The organism is Variovorax sp., from assembly GCF_035634955.1.
Taxonomy (GTDB): domain Bacteria; phylum Pseudomonadota; class Gammaproteobacteria; order Burkholderiales; family Burkholderiaceae_C; genus Variovorax.
In genome coordinates this window covers 450,975-475,590 of the sequence record NZ_DASQBZ010000025.1, presented here as the reverse complement: position 1 = coordinate 475,590, position 24,616 = coordinate 450,975, and the positions used below count along the sequence as shown (strand labels likewise).

At 62.5% G+C, this 24,616-nt stretch carries 24 protein-coding genes and 1 tRNA gene; 9 read left to right on the top strand and 16 right to left on the bottom strand.

The features are described from left to right. Nucleotides 1–42: 42 nt before the first annotated feature. The 4 genes from VES41_RS16565 to VES41_RS16550 form a co-directional block, all read right to left on the bottom strand. Nucleotides 43–927 carry a hypothetical protein gene (locus VES41_RS16565; RefSeq protein ID WP_324819208.1) on the bottom strand — a complete coding sequence of 295 codons (885 nt, stop codon included), beginning with the start codon at nt 925–927 and terminating at the stop codon, nt 43–45. Nucleotides 928–1,022: 95 nt separating this feature from the next. Beyond that, nucleotides 1,023–1,652, bottom strand: a complete 630-nt coding sequence (locus tag VES41_RS16560; protein WP_324819205.1) for a flavin reductase family protein — start codon at nt 1,650–1,652, stop codon at nt 1,023–1,025. A gap of 65 nt (nt 1,653–1,717) precedes the next feature. Continuing rightward, nucleotides 1,718–2,482, bottom strand: a complete 765-nt coding sequence (locus tag VES41_RS16555; RefSeq protein WP_324819202.1) for an extensin family protein — start codon at nt 2,480–2,482, stop codon at nt 1,718–1,720. A gap of 11 nt (nt 2,483–2,493) precedes the next feature. Then, on the bottom strand, nt 2,494–4,218 hold the full coding sequence (locus tag VES41_RS16550; protein WP_324819199.1) for a hypothetical protein: 1,725 nt from the start codon (nt 4,216–4,218) through the stop codon (nt 2,494–2,496). 308 nt (nt 4,219–4,526) lie between these two features. On the opposite strand from VES41_RS16550, the gene VES41_RS16545 reads away from it, so the two are divergent. Further along, nucleotides 4,527–5,582, top strand: coding sequence for a polysaccharide pyruvyl transferase family protein (locus VES41_RS16545; protein WP_324819196.1), 1,056 nt, complete (start codon nt 4,527–4,529; stop codon nt 5,580–5,582). A gap of 34 nt (nt 5,583–5,616) precedes the next feature. Continuing rightward, entirely contained in the window at nt 5,617–6,276 is a 660-nt protein-coding gene (locus VES41_RS16540) for a GAF domain-containing protein (RefSeq protein ID WP_324819194.1), read from the top strand. Nucleotides 6,277–6,296: 20 nt separating this feature from the next. Here VES41_RS16540 and VES41_RS16535 read toward each other — a convergent pair whose 3' ends face one another. From VES41_RS16535 to VES41_RS16525, 3 genes are all read right to left on the bottom strand, one after another. Next, nucleotides 6,297–6,572: a hypothetical protein gene (locus VES41_RS16535; protein ID WP_324819191.1), complete on the bottom strand. Its 276-nt coding sequence runs from the start codon at nt 6,570–6,572 to the stop codon at nt 6,297–6,299. A 242-nt stretch (nt 6,573–6,814) separates the two neighbouring features. Further along, nucleotides 6,815–7,231 (bottom strand): hypothetical protein, encoded by a 417-nt coding sequence (locus VES41_RS16530; RefSeq protein ID WP_324819188.1) that lies wholly within the window; start codon nt 7,229–7,231, stop codon nt 6,815–6,817. A 93-nt stretch (nt 7,232–7,324) separates the two neighbouring features. After that, a protein-coding gene (locus tag VES41_RS16525; RefSeq protein WP_414719155.1) for an IS3 family transposase occupies nt 7,325–8,457 on the bottom strand; the annotation gives its coding sequence in 2 pieces (ribosomal slippage) (nt 7,325–8,211 and nt 8,211–8,457; 1,134 coding nt in all). Between the two features lie 455 nt (nt 8,458–8,912). Here VES41_RS16525 and VES41_RS16520 point away from each other — a divergent pair. The 4 genes from VES41_RS16520 to VES41_RS16505 all read left to right on the top strand — a co-directional run bounded on the left by VES41_RS16520 (nt 8,913) and on the right by VES41_RS16505 (nt 11,920). After that, on the top strand, nt 8,913–9,416 hold the full coding sequence (locus tag VES41_RS16520; protein WP_324819186.1) for a hypothetical protein: 504 nt from the start codon (nt 8,913–8,915) through the stop codon (nt 9,414–9,416). Between the two features lie 306 nt (nt 9,417–9,722). Continuing rightward, a complete protein-coding gene (locus tag VES41_RS16515) occupies nt 9,723–10,370 on the top strand; it encodes a DUF6988 family protein (RefSeq protein ID WP_324819183.1) in 648 nt (215 codons plus the stop codon). A 34-nt stretch (nt 10,371–10,404) separates the two neighbouring features. Further along, nucleotides 10,405–11,277, top strand: coding sequence for a DUF2971 domain-containing protein (locus VES41_RS16510; RefSeq protein ID WP_324819180.1), 873 nt, complete (start codon nt 10,405–10,407; stop codon nt 11,275–11,277). Between the two features lie 40 nt (nt 11,278–11,317). Further along, nucleotides 11,318–11,920, top strand: coding sequence for a DUF4145 domain-containing protein (locus VES41_RS16505; RefSeq protein WP_324819177.1), 603 nt, complete (start codon nt 11,318–11,320; stop codon nt 11,918–11,920). Between the two features lie 3 nt (nt 11,921–11,923). On the opposite strand, the gene VES41_RS16500 is transcribed toward VES41_RS16505, so the two are convergent. The 4 genes from VES41_RS16500 to hsdR are packed head-to-tail and all read right to left on the bottom strand — an operon-like array spanning nt 11,924 to nt 18,895. Further along, nucleotides 11,924–13,279, bottom strand: coding sequence for a restriction endonuclease subunit S (locus VES41_RS16500; protein WP_324819175.1), 1,356 nt, complete (start codon nt 13,277–13,279; stop codon nt 11,924–11,926). Further along, the gene (locus VES41_RS16495; RefSeq protein ID WP_324819173.1) at nt 13,276–14,730 is read right to left on the bottom strand and encodes an N-6 DNA methylase; all 1,455 of its coding nucleotides are present in this window, start codon (nt 14,728–14,730) and stop codon (nt 13,276–13,278) included. Before VES41_RS16495 ends, VES41_RS16500 begins: the two co-directional genes overlap by 4 nt. A gap of 3 nt (nt 14,731–14,733) precedes the next feature. Further along, complete coding sequence (locus tag VES41_RS16490) at nt 14,734–15,405, bottom strand: hypothetical protein (protein WP_324819171.1); 672 nt, start codon at nt 15,403–15,405, stop codon at nt 14,734–14,736. Between the two features lie 22 nt (nt 15,406–15,427). After that, complete coding sequence (hsdR, locus tag VES41_RS16485; protein ID WP_324819170.1) at nt 15,428–18,895, bottom strand: type I restriction-modification system endonuclease; 3,468 nt, start codon at nt 18,893–18,895, stop codon at nt 15,428–15,430. Nucleotides 18,896–19,125: 230 nt separating this feature from the next. Here hsdR and VES41_RS16480 point away from each other — a divergent pair, with 230 nt between their 5' ends. Together VES41_RS16480 and VES41_RS16475 are read left to right on the top strand one after the other, a co-directional pair. Next, a complete protein-coding gene (locus tag VES41_RS16480; RefSeq protein WP_324819167.1) occupies nt 19,126–19,683 on the top strand; it encodes a hypothetical protein in 558 nt (185 codons plus the stop codon). 16 nt (nt 19,684–19,699) lie between these two features. Further along, on the top strand, nt 19,700–20,455 hold the full coding sequence (locus VES41_RS16475; RefSeq protein WP_324819164.1) for a hypothetical protein: 756 nt from the start codon (nt 19,700–19,702) through the stop codon (nt 20,453–20,455). Between the two features lie 14 nt (nt 20,456–20,469). On the opposite strand, the gene VES41_RS16470 is transcribed toward VES41_RS16475, so the two are convergent. After that, nucleotides 20,470–20,790 carry a hypothetical protein gene (locus VES41_RS16470; protein WP_324819161.1) on the bottom strand — a complete coding sequence of 107 codons (321 nt, stop codon included), beginning with the start codon at nt 20,788–20,790 and terminating at the stop codon, nt 20,470–20,472. Nucleotides 20,791–21,588: 798 nt separating this feature from the next. On the opposite strand from VES41_RS16470, the gene VES41_RS16465 reads away from it, so the two are divergent. Next, nucleotides 21,589–22,317, top strand: coding sequence for a hypothetical protein (locus VES41_RS16465; RefSeq protein ID WP_324819158.1), 729 nt, complete (start codon nt 21,589–21,591; stop codon nt 22,315–22,317). A 42-nt stretch (nt 22,318–22,359) separates the two neighbouring features. Here the strand turns inward: VES41_RS16465 and VES41_RS16460 are convergent, their stop codons facing one another. The 4 genes from VES41_RS16460 to serS form a co-directional block, all read right to left on the bottom strand. Then, nucleotides 22,360–22,494, bottom strand: coding sequence for a hypothetical protein (locus tag VES41_RS16460; protein WP_324819154.1), 135 nt, complete (start codon nt 22,492–22,494; stop codon nt 22,360–22,362). Between the two features lie 3 nt (nt 22,495–22,497). Next, nucleotides 22,498–22,692 carry a hypothetical protein gene (locus VES41_RS16455; RefSeq protein ID WP_324819152.1) on the bottom strand — a complete coding sequence of 65 codons (195 nt, stop codon included), beginning with the start codon at nt 22,690–22,692 and terminating at the stop codon, nt 22,498–22,500. A gap of 433 nt (nt 22,693–23,125) precedes the next feature. Continuing rightward, nucleotides 23,126–23,216: transfer RNA gene (locus tag VES41_RS16450), tRNA-Ser, on the bottom strand. Nucleotides 23,217–23,252: 36 nt separating this feature from the next. Then, nucleotides 23,253–24,584: a serine--tRNA ligase gene (gene serS / locus VES41_RS16445; RefSeq protein ID WP_324819150.1), complete on the bottom strand. Its 1,332-nt coding sequence runs from the start codon at nt 24,582–24,584 to the stop codon at nt 23,253–23,255. Nucleotides 24,585–24,616 lie beyond the last annotated feature (32 nt).

Sequence of the window (24,616 nt, the reverse complement as noted above, 5' to 3'; positions counted from 1 at the left end):
GGCGCGCGCGGGCTCGGCGGCGCGCGCGGCAGCGGGCCGGGCCTACCAGCGGAAGGTGGCGCCGACCATCGGCCCGTTGAAGTTCAACTTGTCGACCATGTCGCCCGACTTCATGTCGTACGAGATGTAGCGCCACATGCCGGTGATGTCGCCCCAGTCGAACGCGTAGCTCACCCCGAGCGCGGCCTGCCATGTGAGGTGCGACTGCCCGGTGCCGACGTCGGCGTAGAAGGGAACGCTCCAGCGGCCGGCGTCGTCCAGGGCCCACCGGCCCTTGACGCCCACGATGCCGTCCCACAGCGTCTGGCTCTCGCTGGCCTCGCCGACACGCGCGGCCGAGGCGATGCCGCCGGCGTCGCCGTAGATGTTCCAGCGCAGCGACGGCTCGAGCCAGAACATGCGCACCCCGCCCAGGAGGTTGAGCGTCAGGCGCGGATCGGTCGGCATCCGGTACTGGCCGGCCAGTGTCCACAGCACGCCCTTGAGGTCCCAGCTGAGGTCGGCGGAGGTATTGGCCGAGATCGGCGCGCCGTCGATGGTGAAGTCGCGGCTGCGCTGCTTGCTGCCGCCCAGGTCGAGATAGATCAGGTCGGTGAAGAAGCCGTACCGGCCGTTGCTCGCATCCAGGCTGGTCATGACGGTGAACTTGAGCGCGTCGATGACCTTGCCGGCGTCCACGTCGAGCGTCGGCCCGCCGCCACCGCCACCGCCACCTGACGTGGCCGCGCTGGTGGCGCCTCCGATGCTGGGAAAGTAGCCGTAGATCGACCAACCGTAGCGCCATGCGTCCGGCGCGGCGGTCGACTGGGCGTGCGCCGGCGCCACCGACAGCAGCACCAGCGGCACGGCAAGGGCGTAGCCCGCGCCGCGGCGCAACGCGCCGGAAGGCGCCGGGCTGGTCAGGGGAACACGGAAAAGAGCGGTCATTTCCATTCCTGCAGGGCTTTCGACCAACGGGGCCGGGGCCCCGCACCACGGCGCCGAGCATATGCGACAAGCGGGGCCGCCGTCAGCAGGCCCGGCTACTTGGGCCGGAACATGCGGAACCGATGGGGCGCCTCGACGATGAAATAGTCCGCCGGCCCGCCGCCGCGCAGTACCGGCCGCGCTGCGGCCGTGTCGTAGACGCCCTCCTTGAGCAGCGAGCGCTCGATGTGCACCGCCACCACCTCGCCGAGCACCAGGATGCTGGGCGCCGTCGCCCCGTCCACGCCGCGCAGCGGCACGACCTGCGTGCATTTGCACTCCATGGTCACGGGACTTTGCGCCACGCGCGGCGGCGCCACCACGGTCGAGGCCAGCGGCGTGAGCTTCGCGAGTTCGAATTCGTCGACCTCGGCGGGGACGGCGGCGCAACTCTCGTTCATGGCCTCGGCAAGCGGACGCGTGACCAGGTTCCAGACGAACTCGCCCGTGGCCTCGATGTTGCGCAGCGTGTCCTTCCTGCCGAGGCTGGCGAAGCCGATGATGGGCGGCGTGTAGTTGAACGCGTTGAAGAAGCTGTAGGGCGCCAGGTTCAGGACGCCGTCCGCGCTTCGCGTGGAGATCCAGCCGATGGGGCGCGGACCGATGATGGCGTTGAAGGGGTCGTGCGGCAGGCCGTGGCCTTCGCCGGGGACGTAGCTGTGGAAGCGGTCGGTGGGATCGGACATAGGTGCTTCAGTATGGCGCCTGCGCGGCCGGCCGGCAGTCACATGCGCCGCGCCCGAGCGTTGGCTCAGCGGCAGGTGCGCCAGCCGCCGACTTCGAGATGGAAGTGATCGGCATGGACCGCGTTGTAGTCGGGCCCCAGCACGCCGTCGAACAGGCCGCACGCGCCGTCGTGCACGGCACGCAGGAAGGCGGCTTGCGCAGCCGGGTCGTATGCGCCGCCCGCCTCTGCCGCACGCAGCGTCCAGTCGCGCCGGATCGCGATGGTGCGGCGGCCGTCCGCCACGACGAACGCGGCCACGTCGAGGGCGTCCGCCGTGGCATGCCGGCTGCGCCGGCCGGGTGCGCCCTCCTCCGGGCGCCGCCCGGTCACCACGTTGCGGCAGGCGTAGCCGCCGAGGTGATCGATGCGCGCAATGCGCCCACCCAGCAGCCGCTGCGCCTCGGGCTGCACGACATGCCGCTCCCACAACGCGAAAGACAGCGCCGCCCGGCAGCTCAGCAGCGCGGAACTGCCCAGCGCGGCCCCTGCGCTGCCATGCAGGCGCACCGCGTTGTCCAGCGCGCAGCCGTCGCCGGTGGCGCGGTCCGGCACTGTGTCGAAGCGCACGCCGGCGGTCTCGAGCATGGCCAGGCAACGGGCCGGATCGCGCTGCGCGCGTGCGAGCTTCGGCCCGGTCAGGAAGTTCGGTGTGTCGAGCGGGTCGAGCTCGGCCCAGGGGTTGTAGCGCCCGGGAATGACGATCCAGCCGGCATGCAGCGCCCAGGCCAGCGCCAGCAGCGCCGCCAGACACGACAGCCCGATGACGCGGGCGAAGGTGACGCCGGGCATCCTGCCCCGCGCTACCTGCTCACCGTCACCCGCCGGATGCTGAACCCGGAGTGCGCGGGGCTGTCTGCATCCAGGCAGAAGTTGTAGCCGTACATGCCGACGAAGCGGGCGTTGGGCAGTGTCCAGGTCTTCTCGTAGAAGGCGCTCCGGTCGATGCGGAACCAGCCCTCGCGCGAGTTCACCAGGCCGTTGGCGTCGGCCTTGGCGATGGACGCATCCGATTCGTACTTGAGATTGAAGCCGGGGCTGCCGCGGCCATGGCCGCGCAGTTCGACGGAGATGCGGATCGGCGTGGTGGCGTATGGCAGGAACGCCGGGTCCACCGCGAAGCAGGCACCGCGCTTGCCTTCCAGGTCGAACTCGGCCACGCCGCCCACCACCGTCGCCGGCGGCGGGTTCACCATGAACACGCCGTCCGGCGCGTCGCCGGCGGTCATCTGCACCGACGACGAAGCTCCGTGATCGCCATTCCATGCGAACGGCCGGTCGCGGCTGCCGGCGGCTTCGCCCAGCCACTGCCGGGCCTGCGCCGAGTCGGCTGCGGCGATCAGGATCGAGGGTGCGTCGGAGACGGTCGGTGTTGCGCCTCGCGTGACCGAGCCGGTGCGTGGATCGATCACGTCGACGTCCGACGCCAACGCAAGCGGCGTGGACTGGCCGGCCCGCGACCATGCGACCAGCGCCACGCCTTGCGGTGCCTCGAACACGAAACCGTAGAAGGCGTTGCCGGGCTGGATCCAGCCGGCATAGGTGGGCCGCGCGCCCAGCGCGCCGCGCAGGCTGCGCAGCGCCTGCCATGCGGGGCGCCGGGTACCGTCGACGCGCGTCAGGCCCATCGTCAGGCCTTCGCTGTCGCTCGGGTCGAACCAGTACGTGCGCGCCACGCCCTGGGCGAGCGCCATCGTGTAGATCTTGACGAGCATGTCTGCCTGCAGCTGCGCGCCGTCGCCGCCGCCGGCTGGCGGCGTGGCCGGAAAGCCGATCTCGGTGAACCACACCGGCACGTCGGCCTTGTCGGGGTTTCTTTCGCGCAGCATTGCGCGCACGCGCGGCACGATGGCCATGAACTGGCCCTCCCAGCCTTGGGGCAGCAAGGCCGCCACCTCGTAGGGATGCAACGTCACGAAGTCGAACTTGCCGGCCGCGCCGGCGGCAATGCTCTCGGCCAGCCAGTTGACATGGTTGCTCTTGGCGGCCAGGCCGATCTGCACCGCCGGATCGACCGCCTTGGCCGCGTCGAAGGCAGCCGCCACCACCTTGGCGTACGACGCGGGCGACTTGTCGGCCGTGAAGTTGGGCGGCTCGTTCCACACCTCCCAGTACTTGATCCGGCCCTGGTAACGGCTGACCTGGGCGGTGACGTACCGGCGCCAGCCCGCCAGGTCGTTCACCGGCAGCGAATGCACGCCGCCGCTGCTCCACTGCAGGATGCCGACCACCGACATGCCGGCGGACGTGATCGGCGTGGAGCGGTCGAGGTCCGGCGTGGAATGGAAGCCACGCACGCTTGCGGCGCCGGCCTCGGCCATCGCGGGAAGCCAGGCCTCGGGGTTGTAGGTCAGCGCGGCCGACGGCGCCACGCCCCACGCAACGCCGGCGCCTTCATCGCCGTCCGCATCCGCGGCCGCTGCGACGACCGGACAGGCGAGCGACAGGCCGACGAACGTTGCGAACGCAAGCCACGCGGCTCGTCCCGCGCGGGCGGATATACCAGTCGGTAGAACGGCCAATGGCATTGCGAATGCTGGCCGCGACCGGCCTTGTGAAGGTTGATGGCTGTTGTCCGACACGGCCTCATGGCAGTTGTCCGACAAGACCTGCGCCAGCGGTGACAACGCGTAAACCGTCACGTGATACGGTGCAAGCGCATGCAAACTATAAGAGCAGCACGCGGCACTGACATGCCGAGACGTCTGCCTTCCCTTCGCCCGGCACGGTTTCTGCTGCGGCACGCCACGATCCCATCACCAATGCCACTTTTGCGCCAGTCCTTTTTTCGTACTTTCCAACGCACACCCGGCCGTTTCGCAACTGCCGCGCGCCCATGACCGCTTCCATGCCCGCGAAATCCGCAGTGCTCCCCGGCGAGTTCGTGAACCTCGGAGACGCCATGCTTTCGCTTGCCGCGGCACGGCGCCTGTCGCGCGACGGTGGGCAAGTCACCGTGCTGCCCTACCGCCGGCCCAGCGAAGAAGTTCGCAGCGAATTCGAGAAGGAAGGCTTCGAGGTCATCGCGATGCGCGACGAGCCTCTGCGTGCGCTGCGCGCGTGTGGGTCGGGCTCGATCTGGATCGGGGGCGGCCATGCCATCAGGAATGAGATATCGCTGGGGTGGCTGCTCTTCACCACCGTCGTCGCCGGGCTGGCAAAGGCGTCGGGGCGGACCGTGCGGGTCATCGGCTCCGGCGCGACACCGATCGCATCGGGGTGGCGGCACCGGCTCTTCGGCCGCATCCTTGCCTGCTGCGACAGGATCTGCGTGCGCGACCCGCTGTCGGCAAAGGCGTTGCGCGCCGACTTCCCGGCCGTGGCGGATAGGGTCGAGCGGGCGGGAGACCTCGCGTTCCTGGACGGATGCGTGCACCTGCCCGCCGGCCACCCCGAGACATCCGCATGCCTCGTGTCGCCGGGCATCGACGTGCAGGAAGGCCGGGTGGAAGACCCCTCGGAAATTCTGAAGGTATTGCGCGACTTGTTCGAGCGATGCGGCATGAAGCACGTCATCGTCGTGTCGCATGACTCAAGAACGGAACTGGGCCTCGACTTCTGCCGCAGCTTCGCCGCTGCCGTCCAGGAGGCCATGCCGGTGACGGTGGAAGTTGCCGCGCAAGGCGGCATCGAGCACGGCCTGCTGCAGCCGTATGGCCGCGCGCGCTGGATCGTCACCGGCCGCCTTCACGGGCTGATCATCGGGGCGCTCCTGCGTCGCAGCGTGATCTACACCCGCGGCTCGGCCAGCAAGCTGCGGCCGTTCGCGCAGCTGTTCGACTACCAGCCGGCCGGCGCGACCGACGGCGACCCGTTTCACGCCCAAGGCGACACCATCGCGCAGGCCTTGGCCCGCCAGCGCGTCGCCGCGGAAACCAACTTCAGCGGTTGACGGACGTACCCGCCGCGCAGCCTAGAATCGCGGCATGAGCGAGCTCTCCCGATTCCACAAGGAACGCGCATTGCGCGCGGCCGGACGCGAGATCGCGCCCTACCCGAGGTTCGGCCTCGTTGCGGGCAACGACCCTCAACACGCGGACCGCATCTATCTCGAGGCCTGCAATCGCTGGGAAGACGACATCGACGCGCAGTACCAGCAACTGCTGAAGGCGCTTCCACCGTTCCAGCCCACGCCGGACGTCCAGGAATTCGCGGACCGTTGCAGCCGCTTCGGATTGACCGCGGGGCTCATGGGCCTCAACGGCCGCGTGGCGCACAGGTACACGGCGCTGTACCAGCTCGACCGCGAGACCCTGAAGAACATCGTGCTGGTGGACAAGGCCGGCGAGGCAAGGCCGCAGTTCCTGGCGGAAGTCCCGCTTGGCGACAGCTTCTGCCAGTTCGTCATGCGCGACGGCACCTTCCTGACAAGCAACTCGGCGAACGAAGATCGCCTGGACGGCCATCCTTACAAGGGCGTGATGGTCTCCTACCACGGCGTCCCGGTGATCGACGCGACCGGGGAGCTGTTCGGCACCCTGTGCCATTTCGACGTCACCGAGCAGCCGTTCAGCGATGAGGAGTTCGCGCACCTGCAAGGCGTAGCCCGCGTCATCGGGGGCTATCTGCCGGCGCGCGAAGGCTGATTGCAGCGACGAAGTTCGGGTCAGCGCACCAACATCGTCGCCACGATAGCGCCCACAACGGCGCCCCCCAGCACTGCCGTGCTCGTCACGACGTACCTGACCCAGGGATGGCGTGCATGAAACTCGTCACTGCGCCGCATGTCGTTCCACATCGCCAACCACACCTGCGCGCCAAGGCGCGAAGCTTCCGCTTCTATGCGCTGCGCCTCGGCTCGCAATCTGCGCGTCTCGATTTCCAATGCGGCGATGTATTCGCGGTCGTCGACAGGGACGGCGTTGGCGGCGGCGGTGGTCATGCGCGGCATTTTGGAGGCGACAGGGAGGTCGTGCAACAAGATGTGCGGTAAGTGCCTCACCGGCACGCGGCCAGATGCTGGTGGAGATTGCATCGCGTGGGCAGACAAGCCGATGCGCCGGAACTAGCCGTCAGCCCCGTGGGAGCAAGCTCAGAAGCTTGGACCGGTGTCAATGAAACTGGCAGCAGGCCAGACTCCCATGCGCCGCTCTTGGCTCCCCAAGCTGTAGCGCTGCCGCTGCGCTATTTCAGCAGAGCCAGAACCGTCGTTGCGGCTGCGGCTACGGCACCACTACCCTGGACAGGGACGAGGACGTACCTGATCCACCACCGGGGGCCGTGTGTATCGGTTGCGGGCGTTGCCGCCGCGTTGCCCTTCGGATCTGTGCCGGCCGGCTTTACTAGGTGAGCTAAGGCTTTGCGATATGCGATGAGGACTTCCTCGGCGAGCGCTTGGTAGGCGTCGTACAGGTCTGTGCTCGGCAACACGACTGCCGTGCATTCGAGGGAGTAGCCTGCCTCGTTTTGCTCGATATGCACGCCAGCCGGCCCCGTGATGGCATCCAGCACGGCCGAACGGTAGGTATCGGCGAAGTCGCGCAAATTCCCGGGCAAGTGCCAATCTGCAAAGTTGAGGTCGACCGTGACTGAGATCGTCACCTGATCGCGCAGCTTGCGCAGTACGAAATAGGTGAGTTTGACCTGCCCCCTGTCGCCGTGCCATTCATGACGAGGAAGTCCGGGGTTGCAAGATTAATTGATCTCGGTGGTGGTTGAAGTGGTTTGAGTTGCATCGCCAGCGCGCTGGCGATGCAACTCGGCGAACTTGGCCGGCGGCATACGCTGGCAACTGCTGTGCGGCCTGACCTCGTTGTAGTCCTGGCGCCAGGCCGTGACGGCTGTCCTAGCTTGTTGCAGTGTCTCGAACCATTGTTCGTTCAGGCACTCGTCCCTGAACTTTCCGTTGAAGCTCTCGATGTAGCCGTTCTGCATGGGCCGGCCCGGCTCGATTAGGATGTGGCGGATGCCGTGGGCTTGTGCCCAACCCATGAACGCGCGACTGGTGAACTCCGGGCCGTTGTCAGTACGCATTGCCAGCGGGTAGCCCCTGAAGACTGCCGCCTGGTCCAGCAGCCGCGTGACGTACTGACCCGAGATGCCCCAGTCCACCGAGATGCTCACGCATTCGTGGCTGAAGTCGTCGGCAACCGTGAGGCACTTGATGCGCCGCCCAGTGCTCAGGCTGTCGCTGACGAAGTCCATGCTCCACACCTCATTGGCCGTGCTGGCCGGTTGCAGCGGCACACGCTCGCTCGCGGGACGCTTGATCTTCTTGCGCTTGCGTACCGCCAGGTTGGCGGCGCTGTAGAGCCGATAGACCTTTTTGTGGTTCACGCCCGGGAAGTGCGGGCGCAGCAGGTCATGGATGCGCCTATAGCCAAAGCGCCGACGCGCGTGCGCGATCTCCACGATCTTGCTGCTGAGTTCCTGGGTCACCGCATCGACGTCGGGTGGATGGCGGTAGCTGTCGCGGGAGAGCCCCACAAGCTTGCATGCACGCCGCTCGCTCAGATCGCATTGCTCGATCATGGTGGCGATGGCTGCGCGCTTGGCCTGCGGGGCTAGCGCTTTACCCCGAAGGCGGTGTTCAGCGCGTGAATGTCCAGGTGCGCTTCGGCCAACAGTTTCTTGAGCTTGTTGTTCTCGGCCTCCAGCTCACGCAATCGCTTGGCATCGGGCACATCCATGCCGCCGTACTTGGCACGCCATTTGTAGAAGGTGGCGTCGCTGAAGCCGCCCTTGCGACACAACTCCTTGATCGGCAAGCCGGCCTCGGCCTGCCGGATGAAACCGATTTGCTCTTCGGTGTATCTGCTCTTTCTCATGTCCGTCATTCTCCAAGTTGACGGACTTCACTGCCATTACGTTGGTACGGCTGGCAGGGGGCAGGTCACTTGATCGGCACGTTCTTGCACTGCTCGCCGGATCGGGTGATGCCGCAGCAGCGGATGCGGTTGTCCCACGCCTTCCTCCATGCAGCCAACCGCTTCGCTTCGGCCTCGGGACCCGCAAGGCAAGCTGGGCGCCTCCAGCCGAATTCCAAGCCGGATTTCTCTACGGTGTCCATCTGACGACCCCTGCGTACATGAATACGTAGTCGATTTTCGCTCTGTCGCTGCGCTGACGCACCACCTTCGCGGCTCCAAAGCACCCGAGCCGCGACGCAGTGACCATCGCCAGATTTTGGGCCTCGCGCATGTCGCGCATTCCCGACTTGGCGGTCTAAGGCACACTACTTATCACTGGCCTCCACTGGCCTCCACTAGCATCAAAAAATTCATTGAACGACGAGGGGAAGATGGGAAGCGGGACAAGCCTGACCCAGACGGAGGGGGCACTTGCTGCGCTCGAACACCTGCGCAGCATCCGTCAACCTGACATGACGATTCCGCCGTGCCGCGCTGACGAACTCGCGACGGCCATCGGATACAACGAAGGGGCTGATCGAGCAATCGCCCGCATCCGGAGCGTACTTGCCTTCGCGTCCGATGGCGCCGGGACGCCGCTCATCGACCGCCTCATCATTCTCCGTTCAGGGGACTTTGGCCCTGAAGTAGGCGAATGGGCCAACTGGAACCCATTCATTCCCTTTCTCGAAATGACTGCGCGGCGCACACCCTGGACTGACGCGCGCTTGGACGCGATTGCCGTCCAACTCCACGCCATGAGCCCGGCCAGCATCACCCAGCAATGGGAAGAGGCGGAGCGGCGGTCCGCGGAAATGTTGTTGAGCGCGCTCCGGGTGGCCGGTGATGTCGTCGTTCAGCGATGGAGCATGCCATGACCAGCGAGTTCAGGTATCGAAAGCGGCCGGAGGTCGAGACGCCGACAGAGCGCACCGAGCGGCGTATCGGGAACGCCCTCTTGAAGGTGATTGCGGCACTGCAAGTCGGGGATGCCCAAGGTGTCGGCGCTGCGCGGGCTAGGTTGGCCTATCAATGCCGCGAGTACCTGTCGCACGTTGAGCCGAGCACCATGCCAAAGCCCAGCCAAGACCGGAGCGCGCGGAATTGTCGGGAATGAAGCATCTGCCGCACTGCATCGAGGCGCGCAACGCAGCTAGGCGCATTCATGCTGATGGCTCGCCCCCATGAGCGAGCAAGGCGATCAAGCGCGCTTGGCTGAGCTGCTAGTGGCCAGCGAGGCGCTGGACGAAGACGTGGGCAAGCTGCTGGGCAAGTGCCAGCCGCGATCAAGGCGGGGCCTCATCGCCATGGCGTTGTGCGGAACCGCCTTCGAGCACGGGGTAAGCCTGCGACTGCTGATCGATGCCGGCTTGACCGGCACGGCATCGGCGCTTTGTAGACTTCAGTTCGAGGCTGTAGTGCGGGCTGCCTGGACCGCGCAGTGCGCGAACGAGGAGTGGCTCGACAAGTTCACGACGCCCGTCGAAGGGCCTGGCCACGAAGAGCCGGCTTCGCAGGTCTCCATTCCGACGATGCTGAAGCACATCCGCAGTCACGCTTCGCATGTGGCTACCGAGTTTGAGCTCCTTCTCGGCGCGATCAAGGCGATGCATTCATTTGTGCACAGCGGATCGCAGGCGGTTGTCCATGCCCTGATGCCGTCGTATCCCAACGATAAATTGATGGCCGTCATCTGGAATCGAAACCTGATGTTGTTGTACGTGGCAAATGCCGCAGTCATCGCAGCCCAAGACCCTGGCCTTGTGCCTCGAATGCGATTGCTGCGGGAGAAGCACAGTTCGTGTATGCCTCCAATCCAACCAAGCCTGTAATTCGCCCAATCAGCGGAATCGAGACTACTGAATAATGCTCTACCACTACACCAGCCTGAATGGCCTGCTTGGCATACTTCGCAGCCGCAGCATCTGGGCGACACATGCTTCGTACTTGAACGATGCAAGTGAGTTTTTCCATGGATTGGCGTTTGCCAAGCAGCAGGCCGGCGCCATATTCGAGGCGGATGACTATGTCGCAGCCTTCGGATGGGCGGTCCGCCATGCGCTCGAAGCAATCGACGTTGGCGATCTCTACATCGCCTCGTTCAGCCAGAAGGCGGATCTGCTGAGTCAATGGCGCGGCTACTGCCCGGCGGGCGGCGGTGTCTGCCTAGGCTTTGACGTTGAGACCGTGCGAACGTTTTGTGCGGCAAGCGGGTTCAGGCTAGATCCCTGCCGGTATGAACACGATGATCAAAGGAGGCAGGTTCATGAGCTTGTGGTGCAGTGCTACTCGCGCTTTCCGCAGCCCAAGATGACCAGGGCCGACTACGGCCAGTTGGCAACGTCTGCCAAAGTGGACGCTGACATTGAATACAGGGAACGCACCTCAGTGGGCCCGGAAAAGCCGCAAGCTGACGCAGCCACCGCTTGGTTGTGCACGGAGCTTTCTGAGCTTGCGCCACTGTTTAAGAACCAAGGTTTCCATGAAGAGGCAGAGTGGCGCATAGTTGCGAATCAGCCATCGCAAGCGGTCCAATTCCGACCGACCGCGTCTTACCTCGCGCCGTATGTGGAGCTGAACATCTTGGGAGGCGAGATGGCCGGCGCTCTGCGCGAAATTATTGTCGGCCCCAATCCAAACCAAGAACGCTGCGAGGCGTCTGTACAGATGCTCTTAGCGTCTAGCGGGATTACCGGCGTAGAGGTGAAAGCATCGCCTCTGCCATTCAACGTCTGGTAGCCCGCGTGTAGGTCCGAACGAAAAGCGGGTAGATGGCAGCATGATCATTCATTGCACAGAGTGCCGGCAGTACGTTGAGGCTAGTGAGGCAGGTAACTACTGGCGTCACTTCGACGGCCGCGAGCCGTCATGTAGGTACACGCTGTTAGCTTGCACGGCCTGCCAATCGCCGATCCTGGTGCGCCAAACCAACCTCGGAAACATGGCTGAAGGGGACAAATGGGATACGCCCTTTGTCGTGTTTCCCCAAGGTGACCTGCGCGTCAATCCAAACGCACCGAAGAACATTCGAGCCGCATTCGAGGAGGCTTGCACTTGCTATCGTTCGCAGGCGTACACAGCCTCGGCGATCATGTGTCGAAAGACAATCGAAGGAGTCTGCACCGAGCACGGTGTGACCGAACGCAATTTAAGCGCCTCACTCAAACAGATGAAGGCAGAGGGCCTCATCGACGAGCGACTATTCGAGTGGTCCGATGCGCTGCGAATTGTCGGCAACGAGGCAGCGCATGGGGTGGGAGTGTCTATTGGGCAGCCCGATGCCAAGGACACGCTCGAATTTACCAACGCCATCCTCGATTACCTATTTTCGTACAGAGATCGCTTCGAGCAGTTCAAAAAGCGACGGGCCGGCGAAGCCTGATCGTCATGCTGCGCGGGGTCGCCTCGCTACCTTCGTAGGCTGAGCTTGCGAGTTGAGCCGTCGCAGCAGGTCGGCCGCAGGCTCATCGGCAGGGTCCTGCGGCACGAGCTCGCCGCGGAAGGCTTTGGCCAGCAGCGCGGGCGTCAGGCGGTCCGTGGCCGCTTGGGCTTGTGTGAGGCGGGCTTCGAGACGGTCCGCGAAGGCGAATAGCGTTTCCACGCGGCGAACGATTTCAGATTGCTCGGCGATGGACGGCAAGCGAATAGACGTGCCTCTCATCTTCTTGATGCCAAAAGCAGCTTGTGACGTTGACGAACTCTGGTCAACGACGGAGGCCATGAAGGCCGGCGACGCGAAGACCAATCGTAGGAACGCCGCGTTTGCGACCTCCGCTTTCGGCTGAATGAGAAGCACGTTTGCAGAGATTGTGTAGTCCAAGCCGACCGGCAATTTGGTCGGCTTGCCGAGCGTGCCAATCTTTCCAAAGATGAAGTCGCCATCTTTGATCGTGTACCGCGCGCGATGCTCGGCTAACACGTCTAGCCCGACTTTGCGAGATCCATCGAGGTTGAATTGCCCCGTTGCCTCCAGATCGCCAATAGAAATGTACGGAATGCCATCTGCAACTTCTGGGGGAGTTCTGTGGCTGGGGTGCGGATCGACGATATCCGCGACTTTGTCCACGCTAGTGGTCATCCAGGTTGCGGAAGAAATCCCTGCGCCGTCGCGCCAGTCCTCCGACAATCGCCCCGATGTGGCCACAGCGAAAATTGACTGCCGCAGTCGTTTGAGCAACGGCATCACACGGGCCATGCGCTCGCGGCAGGCGTCCACGCGGGCGAGCACTGTGTCGAGCTTGTCGGCGATGCGCCGCTGTTCAGCAAGAGGAGGCAGCGATATCTCGAATTGCGCCAACTTTGCTTGATTAATCGATGATTGGTTCACGGCGTGCTGAGCACGCATTGCAAACTCGCCTCTCAGCCGCATAGACTTGCAGTAGTAGTCGAACATCTTAGGCAGGATCGCCTCCCGATGAACGACTAGGCGTAGTAGATTGATGCCATGGTAGAGACGGCCTGATCCAGAAAAAACTGCCGTCTTTCCTAAGTGAGCTGGGCTATTGATATGGCTGAACAGCACATCGCCGTCTTGCAGTCGATATCTTTCGATTGAGCTGGTGTCGTAGTCCTTGATGAAGCCAATCCGGCCGAAGTCGATCTTTTGCGCGGCAATTGTCTCAATGCGGGACACCGGAATTCCAACCCCCTCTTTGTTCTGCGTTCCGGGCATGCCATTTGACATGGACGCAACTACCTCGCCAAGCCGAGCACTCACCCAACCATTTGGGACACCGGTCACTGCGGGGCCTCCAGCAGTTCGTCGATCAGGGACTCCAGTTCTTCCATGGCGCCAGTCAGTTCATCCATCGCTTCCCGTGCTAGTACAGCCGGCTCGGGCAAGTCCGCCACATCCTCAGCGTTTTCATCCTTCAGCCAACTGATGTCCAAGCTGTGGCCTCGTGCCTTCACGGTCTCTCGGCTAAAGCAACGGAAGCGACTTGCCTCTCCCGCGTCCACGCGCGCACTCTGCCCGTTGGCATCTTCTCCAAATGCCACTTCGAAATCAGCAAAATGCCCGCGCGTCAACGGAGTGCGCTTGCCGAACTTCGGCATATTCGCCCGCATGTCATAGACCCAGACTTCTTTCGTACTTCCGGTCGCGCCCTCGTCAATCTTCTGAAAGAAGAGGACATTGGTCTTTACTCCTTGCGCGTAGAAGATGCCGGTTGGCAACCTGAGAACCGTGTGCAGGCGACATTTGTCCATTAAGTTCCGACGAATATCGGCCCCCACGCCCGCCTCGAACAGCACGTTGTCGGGCACGATGACTGCGGCGCGACCGCCATCCTTGAGATGGCGCACGATGTGCTGGACGAAAGCGAGTTGCTTGTTGCCCGTGGCGTAGGTCAGGTCGTCGCGCGTTGGCCCGCCACCACCCTTGGCCGTCCCAAAGGGTGGGTTGCTGAGGATGATGTCATTCTTGGGCAGGCTGCTGCCGGCACTGCCCAACGTGTTGCCAATATGAACGACTCCATCAGCATCACCCTCCATGCCGTGCAGAAGGCAGTTCATCAACGCGAGGCGGCGGGTGCTAGTGACCAGTTCCATGCCGATGAAGGCTTTGTTGCGCTGGAACTCGCGCTGTTTCTCGTTCAGGTCATACAACTGGTCAGTGTTCGCCTTGACATAGGCGTCAGCAGCGATCAGGAAGCCCGCCGTTCCCGCAGCAGGGTCCTGGACGGTTTCCCCAGGCTGCGGTTTGATCAACGCGATGATGCTGTCGATCAGAGGCCGAGGCGTGAAGTACTGACCAGCGCCGCTCTTGGTCTCGCTAGCATTCTTTTCGAGGAGACCTTCATAGAGGTCACCAAGGCCGTCCTTCGTCGCACTGAACCAGTCGATACCATCCAGGCTCTTGATCAACTGCTCCAGATGCCGCGCTTCCTTGAGGCTGGTCTGTGCATCGGCGTAGATGGCGGCGATCAGCGGGTCGGGGTTCTGGCTGAGCTTCAGCAGCGTTTCACGGTAGTGATTGAGCAAAGTGAGGCCGCTCATGCTGGACAGCGTGCTCCAGCGTGCGAAGTCGGGCAGCTTGTGCTCGGCGAGGATGCCGCTCTGCTTGTTCTCGTGCTCCATCTTGATAAAGAGCAGCAGCACCAGCTCCGTCACATAGTCGCTGTAGTTGATGCCGTCGTCGCGCAGCACGTCGCAGAGATTCCAGAGCTTCTGGACGATGTCGTTTTGGGTCATGGTTTATCGGGGAGACGAAGAGGCGACAGGCTGGAGCCCAAGGGCTTCTGCGGCGCTAGGATGAATACAGGGCACGTAGCCGGATTGAAATAGACGAACGATGGAGGCCGGCGTAAGCACAGTCACCCACTCGTCGGCTGGCAGCTTTCGGTGCAGCGTATAGCCGTCGAATGACCATCGAAGCAGATGATTCTCCCAGATCATCAGTGCATCGCCCTCGAACTCGAAGAACGTGCCAGTTGGGAGGTCAGCAAGCCTTCGTTCATGCGCAACCTTCCTCCGGTCGGCATCGATGCGCTCACAATGAAGAACCTTGTCGATATCCCCTATCAATGGGGTCGTTGCCTGTGAAGGTGCGTTGGCGTCAACCCAAACCGACTTGAACAAGTCAAATCTGGGCCGTTGGCAGTACCGACATGGACGGTGGCCCGCCGCAAATGCCGTCGCTTCATCAAGGAAAAACAACTCCGAATATGTGCCTGGCGAAAAGGGCTTGCGGGGCTTCAGCTTGGCTGGCGTATCGAGCAAGCAGGTCACCCACGCCTTGCTGCGCCACTGCCTGACGATCTCTTGGCCTTCGTGAAGAATCCCCCTGTTGCCCATCATCTTTCCGTGGGCGCGCACTGCATTCAAATTGCCCCAGGGGTCAACGCGATTTTTGTGTGGACTTGACATCGCTTTTTCTGGATGGGCATAGCTACGCGACTTGGGGCCACAGGTGCTCCGCCAAGCCAGTCAATACATCGTCGAGCTTCTCGCCCAATATCTTGTCGAGCTGGCCGGCGCCGCCGTCTTGTGAGAAGGCACGGTTCACAAAATTTCGCTCTAGGACGACCTCATGCGTTAGTTGCTTGGCCAAACGGTCCAACCATCTGCGTTGCACCGGCGTCCACTTTGCCAAGGTGTAAATGTGAGTCATGGCTTCAGAGACCCGAGCCTCGAAAGGCCGCAGGGCATCGCCGAGCGCGGCTTGGCGAATGAAGCCGATGATGCTGGCGGCGATGTCTTGATTGCTCTTGTTCCGCCATGCCGCTTGCAGCTTGGCTTCGCTGTAGCCGTGTCCATCAAGCAGCAACTTGACTTCCCGAAGCTGGTCGCGTGTCAGATCGCGCGGTCGGTTGACGACGACCGCCAAGGCCGAGGAAGCATTTAGGTTCTCGCGCACGAAGGCGCTGAAGCTGTCTAGGTAGTCGTCGGGCTTCGCGTAGGTGCCCCAACTCTGCTCGCGGGCAACCAACTCATCGCCGTGCATAGAAATGATGGGCATGTAGTGCGTGCCCATCAGCGACTGCACCTCCACCAGTTGCGTCAGCAAACCAACCCGATGGTTGAGGAAATCCGCAGCTTGCTTTGGTCCCAGTTCGTGAAGATGTTGGTGCAACTCGGACGGTGCGACACCCCATTGCTGCTCCAACTCCGCGAGGCGGGATTTGAGCTGCGGTCGCTTCTCCGCCTTATGCTCGGCGCTGCGCAGCACACGCATCAGCTTCTGATTGAGTTGATCCAGCACATCATGTGCATGGCTGCCTCCTGGGACTGCGCCAGGCGCCGCGTAGCTGGCCGGGTTGTTCAGTTCGTCGATCAGTTGCTCCATGGTCACGTTGGGGTCCTTCACCAACGGCTTCATGGTATTGACGGCCTCCAGAGCGGCGTAGATGTCCACCGGGTCGTAGATTTTGAACACGGTCTTCCCGATCTCGTCACATCGGCGAGTTGCACGGCCGATCATCTGCTCGTAGAGGATGCGCGACTTCACCCGACGCAGGAAGACCAGATGACAGATGGCGGGTACGTCGATGCCGGTGGTCAACAGGTCAACTGTGATTGCGATGCTGGGGTACCGCTCATTCTTGAACAGGCGTATGAGCTGATCAACCTTGTCCGAAGCTCCGGTGATCTTGCGCACCGCAGCCTCGTTGTAGCTTTCGCCGTAGCGCGCGGAGAATGCCGCGTCGAGTAGGCGTTTGACCATGTCGGCGTGTGCATCGGTCGCACAGAAGATCAGCGTTTTTTCTTCACCGAGCGGATCGAGCTCGTCCGCAAGCGCGTCGCAGATGACGCGGTTGAAGTCTTCGTTGATGACGCGACGGTTGAAGCTCTCGACCTGGAAGTTCAGCTCATCCTCCAACTCGGCGCTCTCGATTTCCCCTGTGGCGAGATTCAGTGCCTCCACCTTTTCGCCCTTGTCGAAGTGGATGCCCTTCTGGCTGAGGAGAGTCTGAAAGCGAATCGGGGGTTCGTGGTCGATGAGCCAATCGTCGGCGACCGCTTCCCGGTAGGAGTACGTGAAGACGGGTTTGCCAAATATCTCGCTCGTGTGGCGCGCCGGCGTCGCGGTGAGCCCAATCCGAACGGCATCGAAGTAGTCCAGCACTCGACGGTAAGCGGAGAGGTACTGGGCGTGATCGCGCACGGCCAACTCACCTTCGGTCATTTCCTGATCAAGCGCATAGCCGCGATGTGCCTCGTCCACGATGATGCAGTCATATTCATCGACGGATGGCGGTGCATCGCTCCCAAAGATTCGCTTCACCATTGCCTGCACGGTTGCCACCTGAACACGGGTTTCAGCCTCGGCAGCCATGTCGCCCAACTCCGCGACGTTGTATATCTTGGACAACGGCTGGTTCTGCTCCAGCGGGGCCTCGTTGAATGCATCCTGAGCCTGATTCCCCAAGGCAGTCCGGTCTACGAGAAACAGGATGCGGTGAAATCGTTCGGCTTTCAGCAGCCGGTACATCAAGCCGATGATCGTCCGGGTCTTGCCAGTACCTGTTGCCATGGCAACAAGACAGCTTGTTTGGCCGCTACCGACTGCGCCTTCGACCGCCGCAATCGCCTCGTTCTGATAGTCACGCAAGCGCAGGTACGCGAATCCCTCATCCTTCAACCGCTGCTGCGCTGCCTCCCGGCTCCGGGTAAGAAGGTCGATGAGCCCCTGTGGCGAATGAAATCCCGGAAGCGATCTTGAGGTGTTCGATGGTTCCCGAACATCTCGGTGCCAAGTGCCGCTCAGTTCGGCCAATTGCTTGACCTGCGCGCGACCATTGCTGGAATAGACGAAAGGCAGCTCAAAGTGACCTCCCTGGCCGTCTGGCCACGGGTCCGATCTACCAGCGACCTTCCAGGCGGGTTCGTGATCCGCTCCTTGCACGAACCCACGCGCATAGCGTTCCGCCTGCGGAATCTTCCCGGAGACATTGATGTTCTGGCGTTTGGCCTCGACGGCGGCGATAGGCGTCAATCCTGCGAATAGGACGTAGTCGGCGGCCTGCCGCCCCTTGGTGGGCCATTCCGCGATTGCCTTGTTCCTTCCCCGTTCGGGCTGCACGCCACGCGCGTGGGTTAGCTGGACGGTGTCTGCTTCCCATCCTGCATCGATCAATTGCAGATCGATGATCTGGCGTGTGGTCGCCTCGTCGATCTGGACTTTCTTGGCAGCCTCCGCCGCCCGAATGGCGAAACTGCTGATGGACTCTTCACCGGCGTGAGCGCGTTCTTTTTCGAGCTGTCCTTCGAACTCGACCTGAAGCTGCACGACACGTTGGCTGGCTTCTTCTGCAAGCTGCTGATAGATGGCGTTTTCTTCTTGAGCTCGTTGAGCCATGGCGCGCTCATGCGCGGCCTGCTCTTCCAGTAGTTCCGCCGCCCTGGCTTGAGCCGCCTGTATGGTCTGCGCGTCCTGAAGTTGCGCATCAAGATGCTGTATCTGCTGCTGTAGCTCAATCAGTCGGCGGCTCGGATCGTCCGGCATGACGAAGGGGCCGGCCTTGAAGTCTGGGCTATTGCCGAAGCTGCGGTGAAACCAGACAGCGATCTCGCGTGCCACCTTGATCGCGTCCAAGCCTTCTCGGTATCCGATTCGATGATCGATTTCGTGCGCGGCCAGGTTGCCGGTGCGTCGCAGCAGGTGGAACAGTTGTCGGACTTGCGCATCCATCCCGAGCCGCATGTCGATTGCCCGGAGCAACTCGGCCTGGGTCGGCTGCGAGAGGGTCACGCCGATCCGTGCAGCAATATCTTGCGTGATCGCTTCCGCAAGCAACCTCAACTTGACGACACAGCTCGCGGGGTCGAACGGGAATAACCGCTCCGCGCTGGCGCCAAGCTCTGCCAGCAGTTGCGAGTGCTCGGACAAGAAGGCGAAATTGCTCGATTGAGCCATCGTCGATTCAGGCTGTTTAGACGCGCAGACGATACAGGAAACCTCGCTCGGTTCAGCGGGCAAAATTCACAGGCGGCGGGCCGCTGAGACAACCAGACCAACCTCGCCAAGAGTGTCTGCGATATGAGTGACTCAGCTCGAGCGCCCTCTTCGCGTCACAGGGCAAATATCCCGTGCATGCCGCCCGTGCATCCGTTGCTCGTATAACCCTTCATCAAAAGGAGCCCTTTGTGTCGAGCTTGGCGTTGCAACTTCCATTTCTCCAGGGCGAGGATCGTCTGCACTGGCTGCTCGGGCGCTTGGTTCACGCGCACGCGCGACTTGATCTTGGCATCGGCCTGCAACTGAAGTGGCTTGGGCCGTATCGGGGGGTCGATGTCGATCATCTCCTCGTGGCCCCGTCGGTGCACTTCAAGACGCGCCTCGACAAACTTCGACCGTTGGCACTTGAAATGTGGGGGCACAGCAACCCTGTCGCTTGCGCAGCTTTCGAGCAATGGTTCCAGCGCGTCGAGCGTGCGCGAGGCGTTCGCAATGACTATGCGCACGGCCGCTGGGGGCGCGTCAATATGCGCGAACCCGACCTCTTCGCGTTCGTAGCTCTGTCATGGGAATTTGATCCGGCCAAGATGGCACCCGAAGTTCAAGTCACGCTCGATGAGCTGGAAGTCCAGGTCAAGGAGATTGAGGCCCTGGTTCATGACTTTCAGCGGCTTCAGAAGAAGCACGAAGGCGATGGCCGCTGGTCGAAGGCATGGGAAGACCAGCATGTGCGCAACCCGACATGACACAACGACACTCACAATGCGCTCCAAGCGACCAGCAGATGCGAGCGAACGACTGATAAAGCCGTATCTGGAATCACTGAACCTCGGAGGCGTTGAGCATCAACCGTTGGGGAACGTGACGCCGGATTTTTCTATTGATGGCCGCATTGCCGTTGAGGTTCGCCGTCTAAATCAGAACTTCGTTGATGGTATTGGAGACCATCAAGGCGTTGAGCAAGTCCATTTTTCAATCTATCCGTGGCTGCACAATGAGCTACCCAAGATGGGGCCAAGCATCGAGGGCGAATCGTGGTGGGTGTCTGTCCACTACAGGCGCCCGCTTCCGCACTCACAAGCCATACGCGCCTCGATCAGGAACCAGTTGCAGGCATTCATGGGGCGCAGCGCAAGGACCTCTCAGAGCGAATGGCAAATTGAAGCTGCCCCTAACTTTCGACTCACTCTCCGTCTGTCTTCGGAAGATCTTGGCAAGTTCTTCGTCCTTGCTTCGATGAGCGACTACAACCAAGGAGGCTTTGTTGTGGCAGAGGCGCTGAAAAACGTTGAGCTTTGCAGCGCCGAGAAGTGGCGCAAGGTCATCGCGTGCCCACACAAGTTCGAGCAATGGTGGCTGGTGCTACACGACGTGATGGGCCTCGGTCTCGTCAATGAAGACTGGGTTTCGGTTTCGGAGCATCTTTCGCCGTCGTGTCACGTCTGGAACCGCATTGCCGTCGTCGGCTCGAAGGATCCGCTGCGGGGCCATGTGCTCTACACACGTCAGCCTGTGTGATTTTGCTCAAACGGTCAATTGAGAATCTGCTTCTTCAACGCCTGCGCTTCAGGGAGATTTCGTCGCCTCTCGATCTCCTGCCTCAAAGGTGCGAGCACCTCGTCGGGAAAAACTGCGGCCGGCATGCTATTGGCATCGACCCATGCGTTAGCGAATGCATCTTTACTAGGCGCGAAATAGGGGGCAAAGGCACCGATTTTCTTGTCGGCGGCTTCTGCCATCAGCACGGCTATTGCCGTGTTCCGCTGTACGGTGTGAAGTTCTTCGCTTAGCGAAAACACCTTGAACCCGAGCAGGACAACGCAAAGCGCGAGGGCAGCGACGACAGCTTTCATTTCAGGTTCTACTTCAAGCAGCGACTACGAGCAGGTTTGCTCGGAAATCGGAGCTAGCACCCGCCGCTTTCGTCCTTCTTATTTGTCCCGCGCCTGCGTGCAGCGGGACCTCTCTTTCAGCGTATCTGACCCAGAGCAGTAGTAGGTCTTGTTGTTGCATGTTGCCGTCCACGACGACGTGTACATGTTCAACCTGTAGTCCGAAATCGAGATTGCGGCCGGGGTGCAGCCTACCTCGCTGGACGAAGCCGACTGCAAGCTCGACGTGGACGCGGCGCAACCGGCCAACAGAAGCAGCGGCAGACACCAGCCCGTGCAGTTCCTCATGAACGAACTCGGTTTGAGGTTTCCAGCGTTTTTGACCACCAGGCCAATGAAAACAATGCGCACATCCAGGGTAGGATGAGCTGTACACTTATACAGTATTTATTGAAGTCACCCTCCTTCGCCAGGCCGACCGGCGTCTTCGTCGCCAAGAGTGGGGCGCCCCACTGCGCGGCACGTTGCGCGTCACGGAGATGGACCGCGACATCAACAGTGCCAAGCGCAAGTGCTAGAGCTGTGGGAAGCCTACGACACAACAAGTCGCCGCGGCCTCGCCACGATGTTCGATCCGGTTTTATTGCCTTCACCTCGTGATGCCCTGTTGATCGCAGGCAGTGAATTGGAGGCGCAGAGGTCAGGTAGCCTGAAGGTCTACGAGCATCGGTAAGTATGGTTGTGTAGACCAGTTTCCGCCAGAGCAGATGAGCATGCTCAGCGAGAATGAGGCATCGAGAATCTAGATTTATTGCTTCTATGCGCTCCGTCCCCGATTGGTCGATACAGCTTGCTTGGTGGGTGGCTGGCATTTTCGCCACAGGGGCGGGCTGGTACTTCCTTTCGACAAACAACGCGCCACTTGCCTTTGGCTCGGCAATTGCCGCGGGCGTGTTTGCCGTTGTTGCGATTCTTCTTCATCGAAAAAAGGATGCTCTTGCCGCTGCGCTCCTCCCCGACGAGCTGAAGAACAAACTTCCCGGCGACTACGTCAGGCGGACTTCAGACAACGATGCTGATGTGCGGCTAGTTCGATACTTGCCCGAAATGAAGGCGGTCGTTCGCGAGTCATCGAGTTCGGGCTGGGATTCGGGTGTGACTCTAGAAATGCGAGCGGCGAGCTTCGACATGGTCGATTTCCTCGAATTTGCCTGGCTAAGGCTTGCCGAGTTCTATCCGCGAAATCACTTCAACGCTCCGAGCGCCCGCGACTACATCGAATCCTACGTGCGTGACCGTTTCGCATTTCATCGGGCAAAGCACGAACCCCAAGGTCCGGGTTCAGGGGGGGCCATTGCTGGCGTGTTGACAGACGGAGATGTCATAGGCGACCTCAACGTGCAGATCGAAGACACGGTGCGGACGCTCTTTTTTGACAATGAGCTCCTCGACCTTGAGGATTGGCTTAGCCGCTGGCGCTCAGCGGATGACAGTGAAGCCACAAATTCGACCGTAGAGGGCCCCGCTACGCCTGCGATCTCGGGATGATAAGAAGCGCAACCGTCTCCGCGTAGCTCCTGGGGAGGTGGGCTATTCCGGCGTGGGCTTCGTTCCCCACACCCGGCGCGGCGGAAACGGCTCCATCGGGTTTTTGGGCGGACGCAGCTTGTCCAGCGGCAGGCTGGGCTTCACCGCGGGTTTCTTGGGCTTGGGCGGCAGCGGCATCGTCTACCTGGTAGCCGCCGCCCGTTTCGCCCGGTGCATCTCCAGCGCCTTCTTCATCGCTGCCTTGATTTCCGGCGGGCTCAGGCCCCGGTCGTGCAGGCTCTTGGCAAGCGGAATCAACGCCAGCATCCCCGAGAGTAGTGGCGGGTCGGCACTCGCCTCTTCGCCGGGGCTCGTGCTGGCGGTCGGGTGGGGCATGGTCATGGACCGGCATGGTAGCCGCCGCGCGTGGCTTCGATCCGGTCCGCAGGAGTGTGCATGGCGTCGATCAGGTCAGCCACAAGGGCGTTGGCGGCAAAATTTCGCTCGGGCCGAAAATTACATGGCGCATCAATCAAGATATCTTGGCGCTCGGTCGGAGAACCCCCGGGGGCGGAGCGGCCTGCTTGGTGGCTGCGGGCCGACGCGCCAGGCGGGCGCAGGCGGGGCGAGCGCGCAATGGTCGAGGGGTGTGTGGCTTGCCGGCCTGCGCGACGCTCCTGGGCCGTTTTGAGCCATCGGGTATTCCGAGAATTTGGCCGACGCGGCGACTACGTGCCCCACGAAGTGAGCGCAACCGGTACACGGATGTAGGCCAATCCGTAGGCCAGAAAGCAAAACGGGCCGCGAGGGCCCGTGAATGCTTGCACTTTGGAGGAGAGGGAGGGATTCGAACCCTCGGTGGGCTATGAACCCACGCCTGATTTCGAGTCAGGTACATTAGACCACTCTGCCACCTCTCCGGTGTCTGGTCGAGCCTGCGATTCTAGCAGGCTTTTTCAGGCAGTCAGCAGTTCCAGCCCACCCATATAAGGCCGCAACGCGGCCGGCACGCGGATCGAGCCGTCCGGCTGCTGGTGGTTCTCCAACACCGCGACCAGCGCACGGCCGACGGCCAGGCCGGAGCCGTTGAGGGTATGGACGGGCTCGTTGCGTCCCTGCGCGTTCTTGAAGCGCGCCTGCAAGCGGCGCGCCTGGAACGCCTCGCAGTTCGACACGGAGCTGATCTCGCGGTACGTGTCCTGCGCCGGCAGCCACACTTCCAGGTCGTAGGTCTTGGTGGCGCCGAAACCCATGTCGCCGCTGCACAGCAGCACGACGCGGTACGGCAGTTCCAGCGCCTGCAGCACGGCCTCTGCGTGGCCGGTCATTTCTTCCAGCGCCTGGTAGCTCTGCTCCGGGTGGGTGATCTGCACCATCTCCACCTTGTCGAACTGGTGCTGGCGGATCATGCCGCGCGTGTCGCGCCCGGCGCTGCCGGCCTCGGACCGGAAGCACGGGCTGTGGGCAGTGAGCTTGATCGGCAGGCTGGCCTCGGGCACGACCTCGTCGCGCACGAAGTTGGTCAGCGGCACCTCGGCGGTGGGGATCAGGTACAGCGCCGTGTCCTCGGAGCTGGCCTCGCCTTCCTGGCCGCCCTTGTTGGCGGCGAACAGGTCGGCCTCGAACTTGGGCAGCTGCCCGGTGCCGCGCAGCGTCTCGGCGGTGACGATGTAGGGCACATAGCACTCGGTGTAGCCGTGCTGCTGCGTCTGCGTGTCGAGCATGAACTGGGCGAGCGCGCGGTGCAGCCGCGCAATCGGGCCACGCATGGCGGTGAAGCGCGAACCCGACAGCTTGACGCCGGTCTCGAAGTCCAGGCCCAGCGGCGCGCCGAGCTCCACGTGGTCCTTGGGGGCGAAGCCCAGCGGCACGGCGCCGCCGCCGGCACCGCCCTGCGGGCTCCAGCGGCGCATCTCGACGTTGCCCTGCTCGTCCTCGCCCACCGGCACGCTCGGGTGCGGCAGGTTGGGCACGGCCAGCAGCAGGTCGTGCAGCTGCGGCTGGATCTGCTCCAGCCGCTGGGCGCCGGCTTCCTGCTCCGTCTTCAAGGCGTTGACCTCGGCCATCAGCTCGTCCACCGATTCGCCTTTTGCCTTGCGCGGGCCGATCTGCTTGTTCAGGGCATTGCGGCGGGCCTGGATTTCCTCGGTGCGCGTCTGCAGGCGCTTGCGCTCGGATTCCAGCGACGTGAAGGCGTCGACGTCGAGGTAGGGCTGGGGGTTCTTGCGCTTTTCCAGGCCGGCCACGACCGCGGGCAGGTCCTTGCGTAACAGAGTGATATCGAGCATGAATCGGATTCTAGGCGGCGCCGACTGGGGCT

Bases quoted from the DNA above. Each gene is read 5' to 3' on its own strand.
- VES41_RS16565 (WP_324819208.1), bottom strand. From the start codon at position 927: ATGACCGCTCTTTTCCGTGTTCCCCTGACCAGCCCGGCGCCTTCCGGC.
- VES41_RS16560 (WP_324819205.1), bottom strand. From the start codon at position 1,652: ATGTCCGATCCCACCGACCGCTTCCACAGCTACGTCCCCGGCGAAGGC.
- VES41_RS16555 (WP_324819202.1), bottom strand. From the start codon at position 2,482: ATGCCCGGCGTCACCTTCGCCCGCGTCATCGGGCTGTCGTGTCTGGCG.
- VES41_RS16550 (WP_324819199.1), bottom strand. From the start codon at position 4,218: ATGCCATTGGCCGTTCTACCGACTGGTATATCCGCCCGCGCGGGACGA.
- VES41_RS16545 (WP_324819196.1), top strand. From the start codon at position 4,527: ATGACCGCTTCCATGCCCGCGAAATCCGCAGTGCTCCCCGGCGAGTTC.
- VES41_RS16540 (WP_324819194.1), top strand. From the start codon at position 5,617: ATGAGCGAGCTCTCCCGATTCCACAAGGAACGCGCATTGCGCGCGGCC.
- VES41_RS16535 (WP_324819191.1), bottom strand. From the start codon at position 6,572: ATGACCACCGCCGCCGCCAACGCCGTCCCTGTCGACGACCGCGAATAC.
- VES41_RS16515 (WP_324819183.1), top strand. From the start codon at position 9,723: ATGAGCGAGCAAGGCGATCAAGCGCGCTTGGCTGAGCTGCTAGTGGCC.
- VES41_RS16510 (WP_324819180.1), top strand. From the start codon at position 10,405: ATGCTCTACCACTACACCAGCCTGAATGGCCTGCTTGGCATACTTCGC.
- VES41_RS16505 (WP_324819177.1), top strand. From the start codon at position 11,318: ATGATCATTCATTGCACAGAGTGCCGGCAGTACGTTGAGGCTAGTGAG.
- VES41_RS16495 (WP_324819173.1), bottom strand. From the start codon at position 14,730: ATGACCCAAAACGACATCGTCCAGAAGCTCTGGAATCTCTGCGACGTG.
- VES41_RS16490 (WP_324819171.1), bottom strand. From the start codon at position 15,405: ATGTCAAGTCCACACAAAAATCGCGTTGACCCCTGGGGCAATTTGAAT.
- hsdR (WP_324819170.1), bottom strand. From the start codon at position 18,895: ATGGCTCAATCGAGCAATTTCGCCTTCTTGTCCGAGCACTCGCAACTG.
- VES41_RS16475 (WP_324819164.1), top strand. From the start codon at position 19,700: ATGCGCTCCAAGCGACCAGCAGATGCGAGCGAACGACTGATAAAGCCG.
- VES41_RS16470 (WP_324819161.1), bottom strand. From the start codon at position 20,790: ATGAAAGCTGTCGTCGCTGCCCTCGCGCTTTGCGTTGTCCTGCTCGGG.
- VES41_RS16465 (WP_324819158.1), top strand. From the start codon at position 21,589: ATGCGCTCCGTCCCCGATTGGTCGATACAGCTTGCTTGGTGGGTGGCT.
- VES41_RS16460 (WP_324819154.1), bottom strand. From the start codon at position 22,494: ATGCCGCTGCCGCCCAAGCCCAAGAAACCCGCGGTGAAGCCCAGCCTG.
- VES41_RS16455 (WP_324819152.1), bottom strand. From the start codon at position 22,692: ATGCCCCACCCGACCGCCAGCACGAGCCCCGGCGAAGAGGCGAGTGCC.
- serS (WP_324819150.1), bottom strand. From the start codon at position 24,584: ATGCTCGATATCACTCTGTTACGCAAGGACCTGCCCGCGGTCGTGGCC.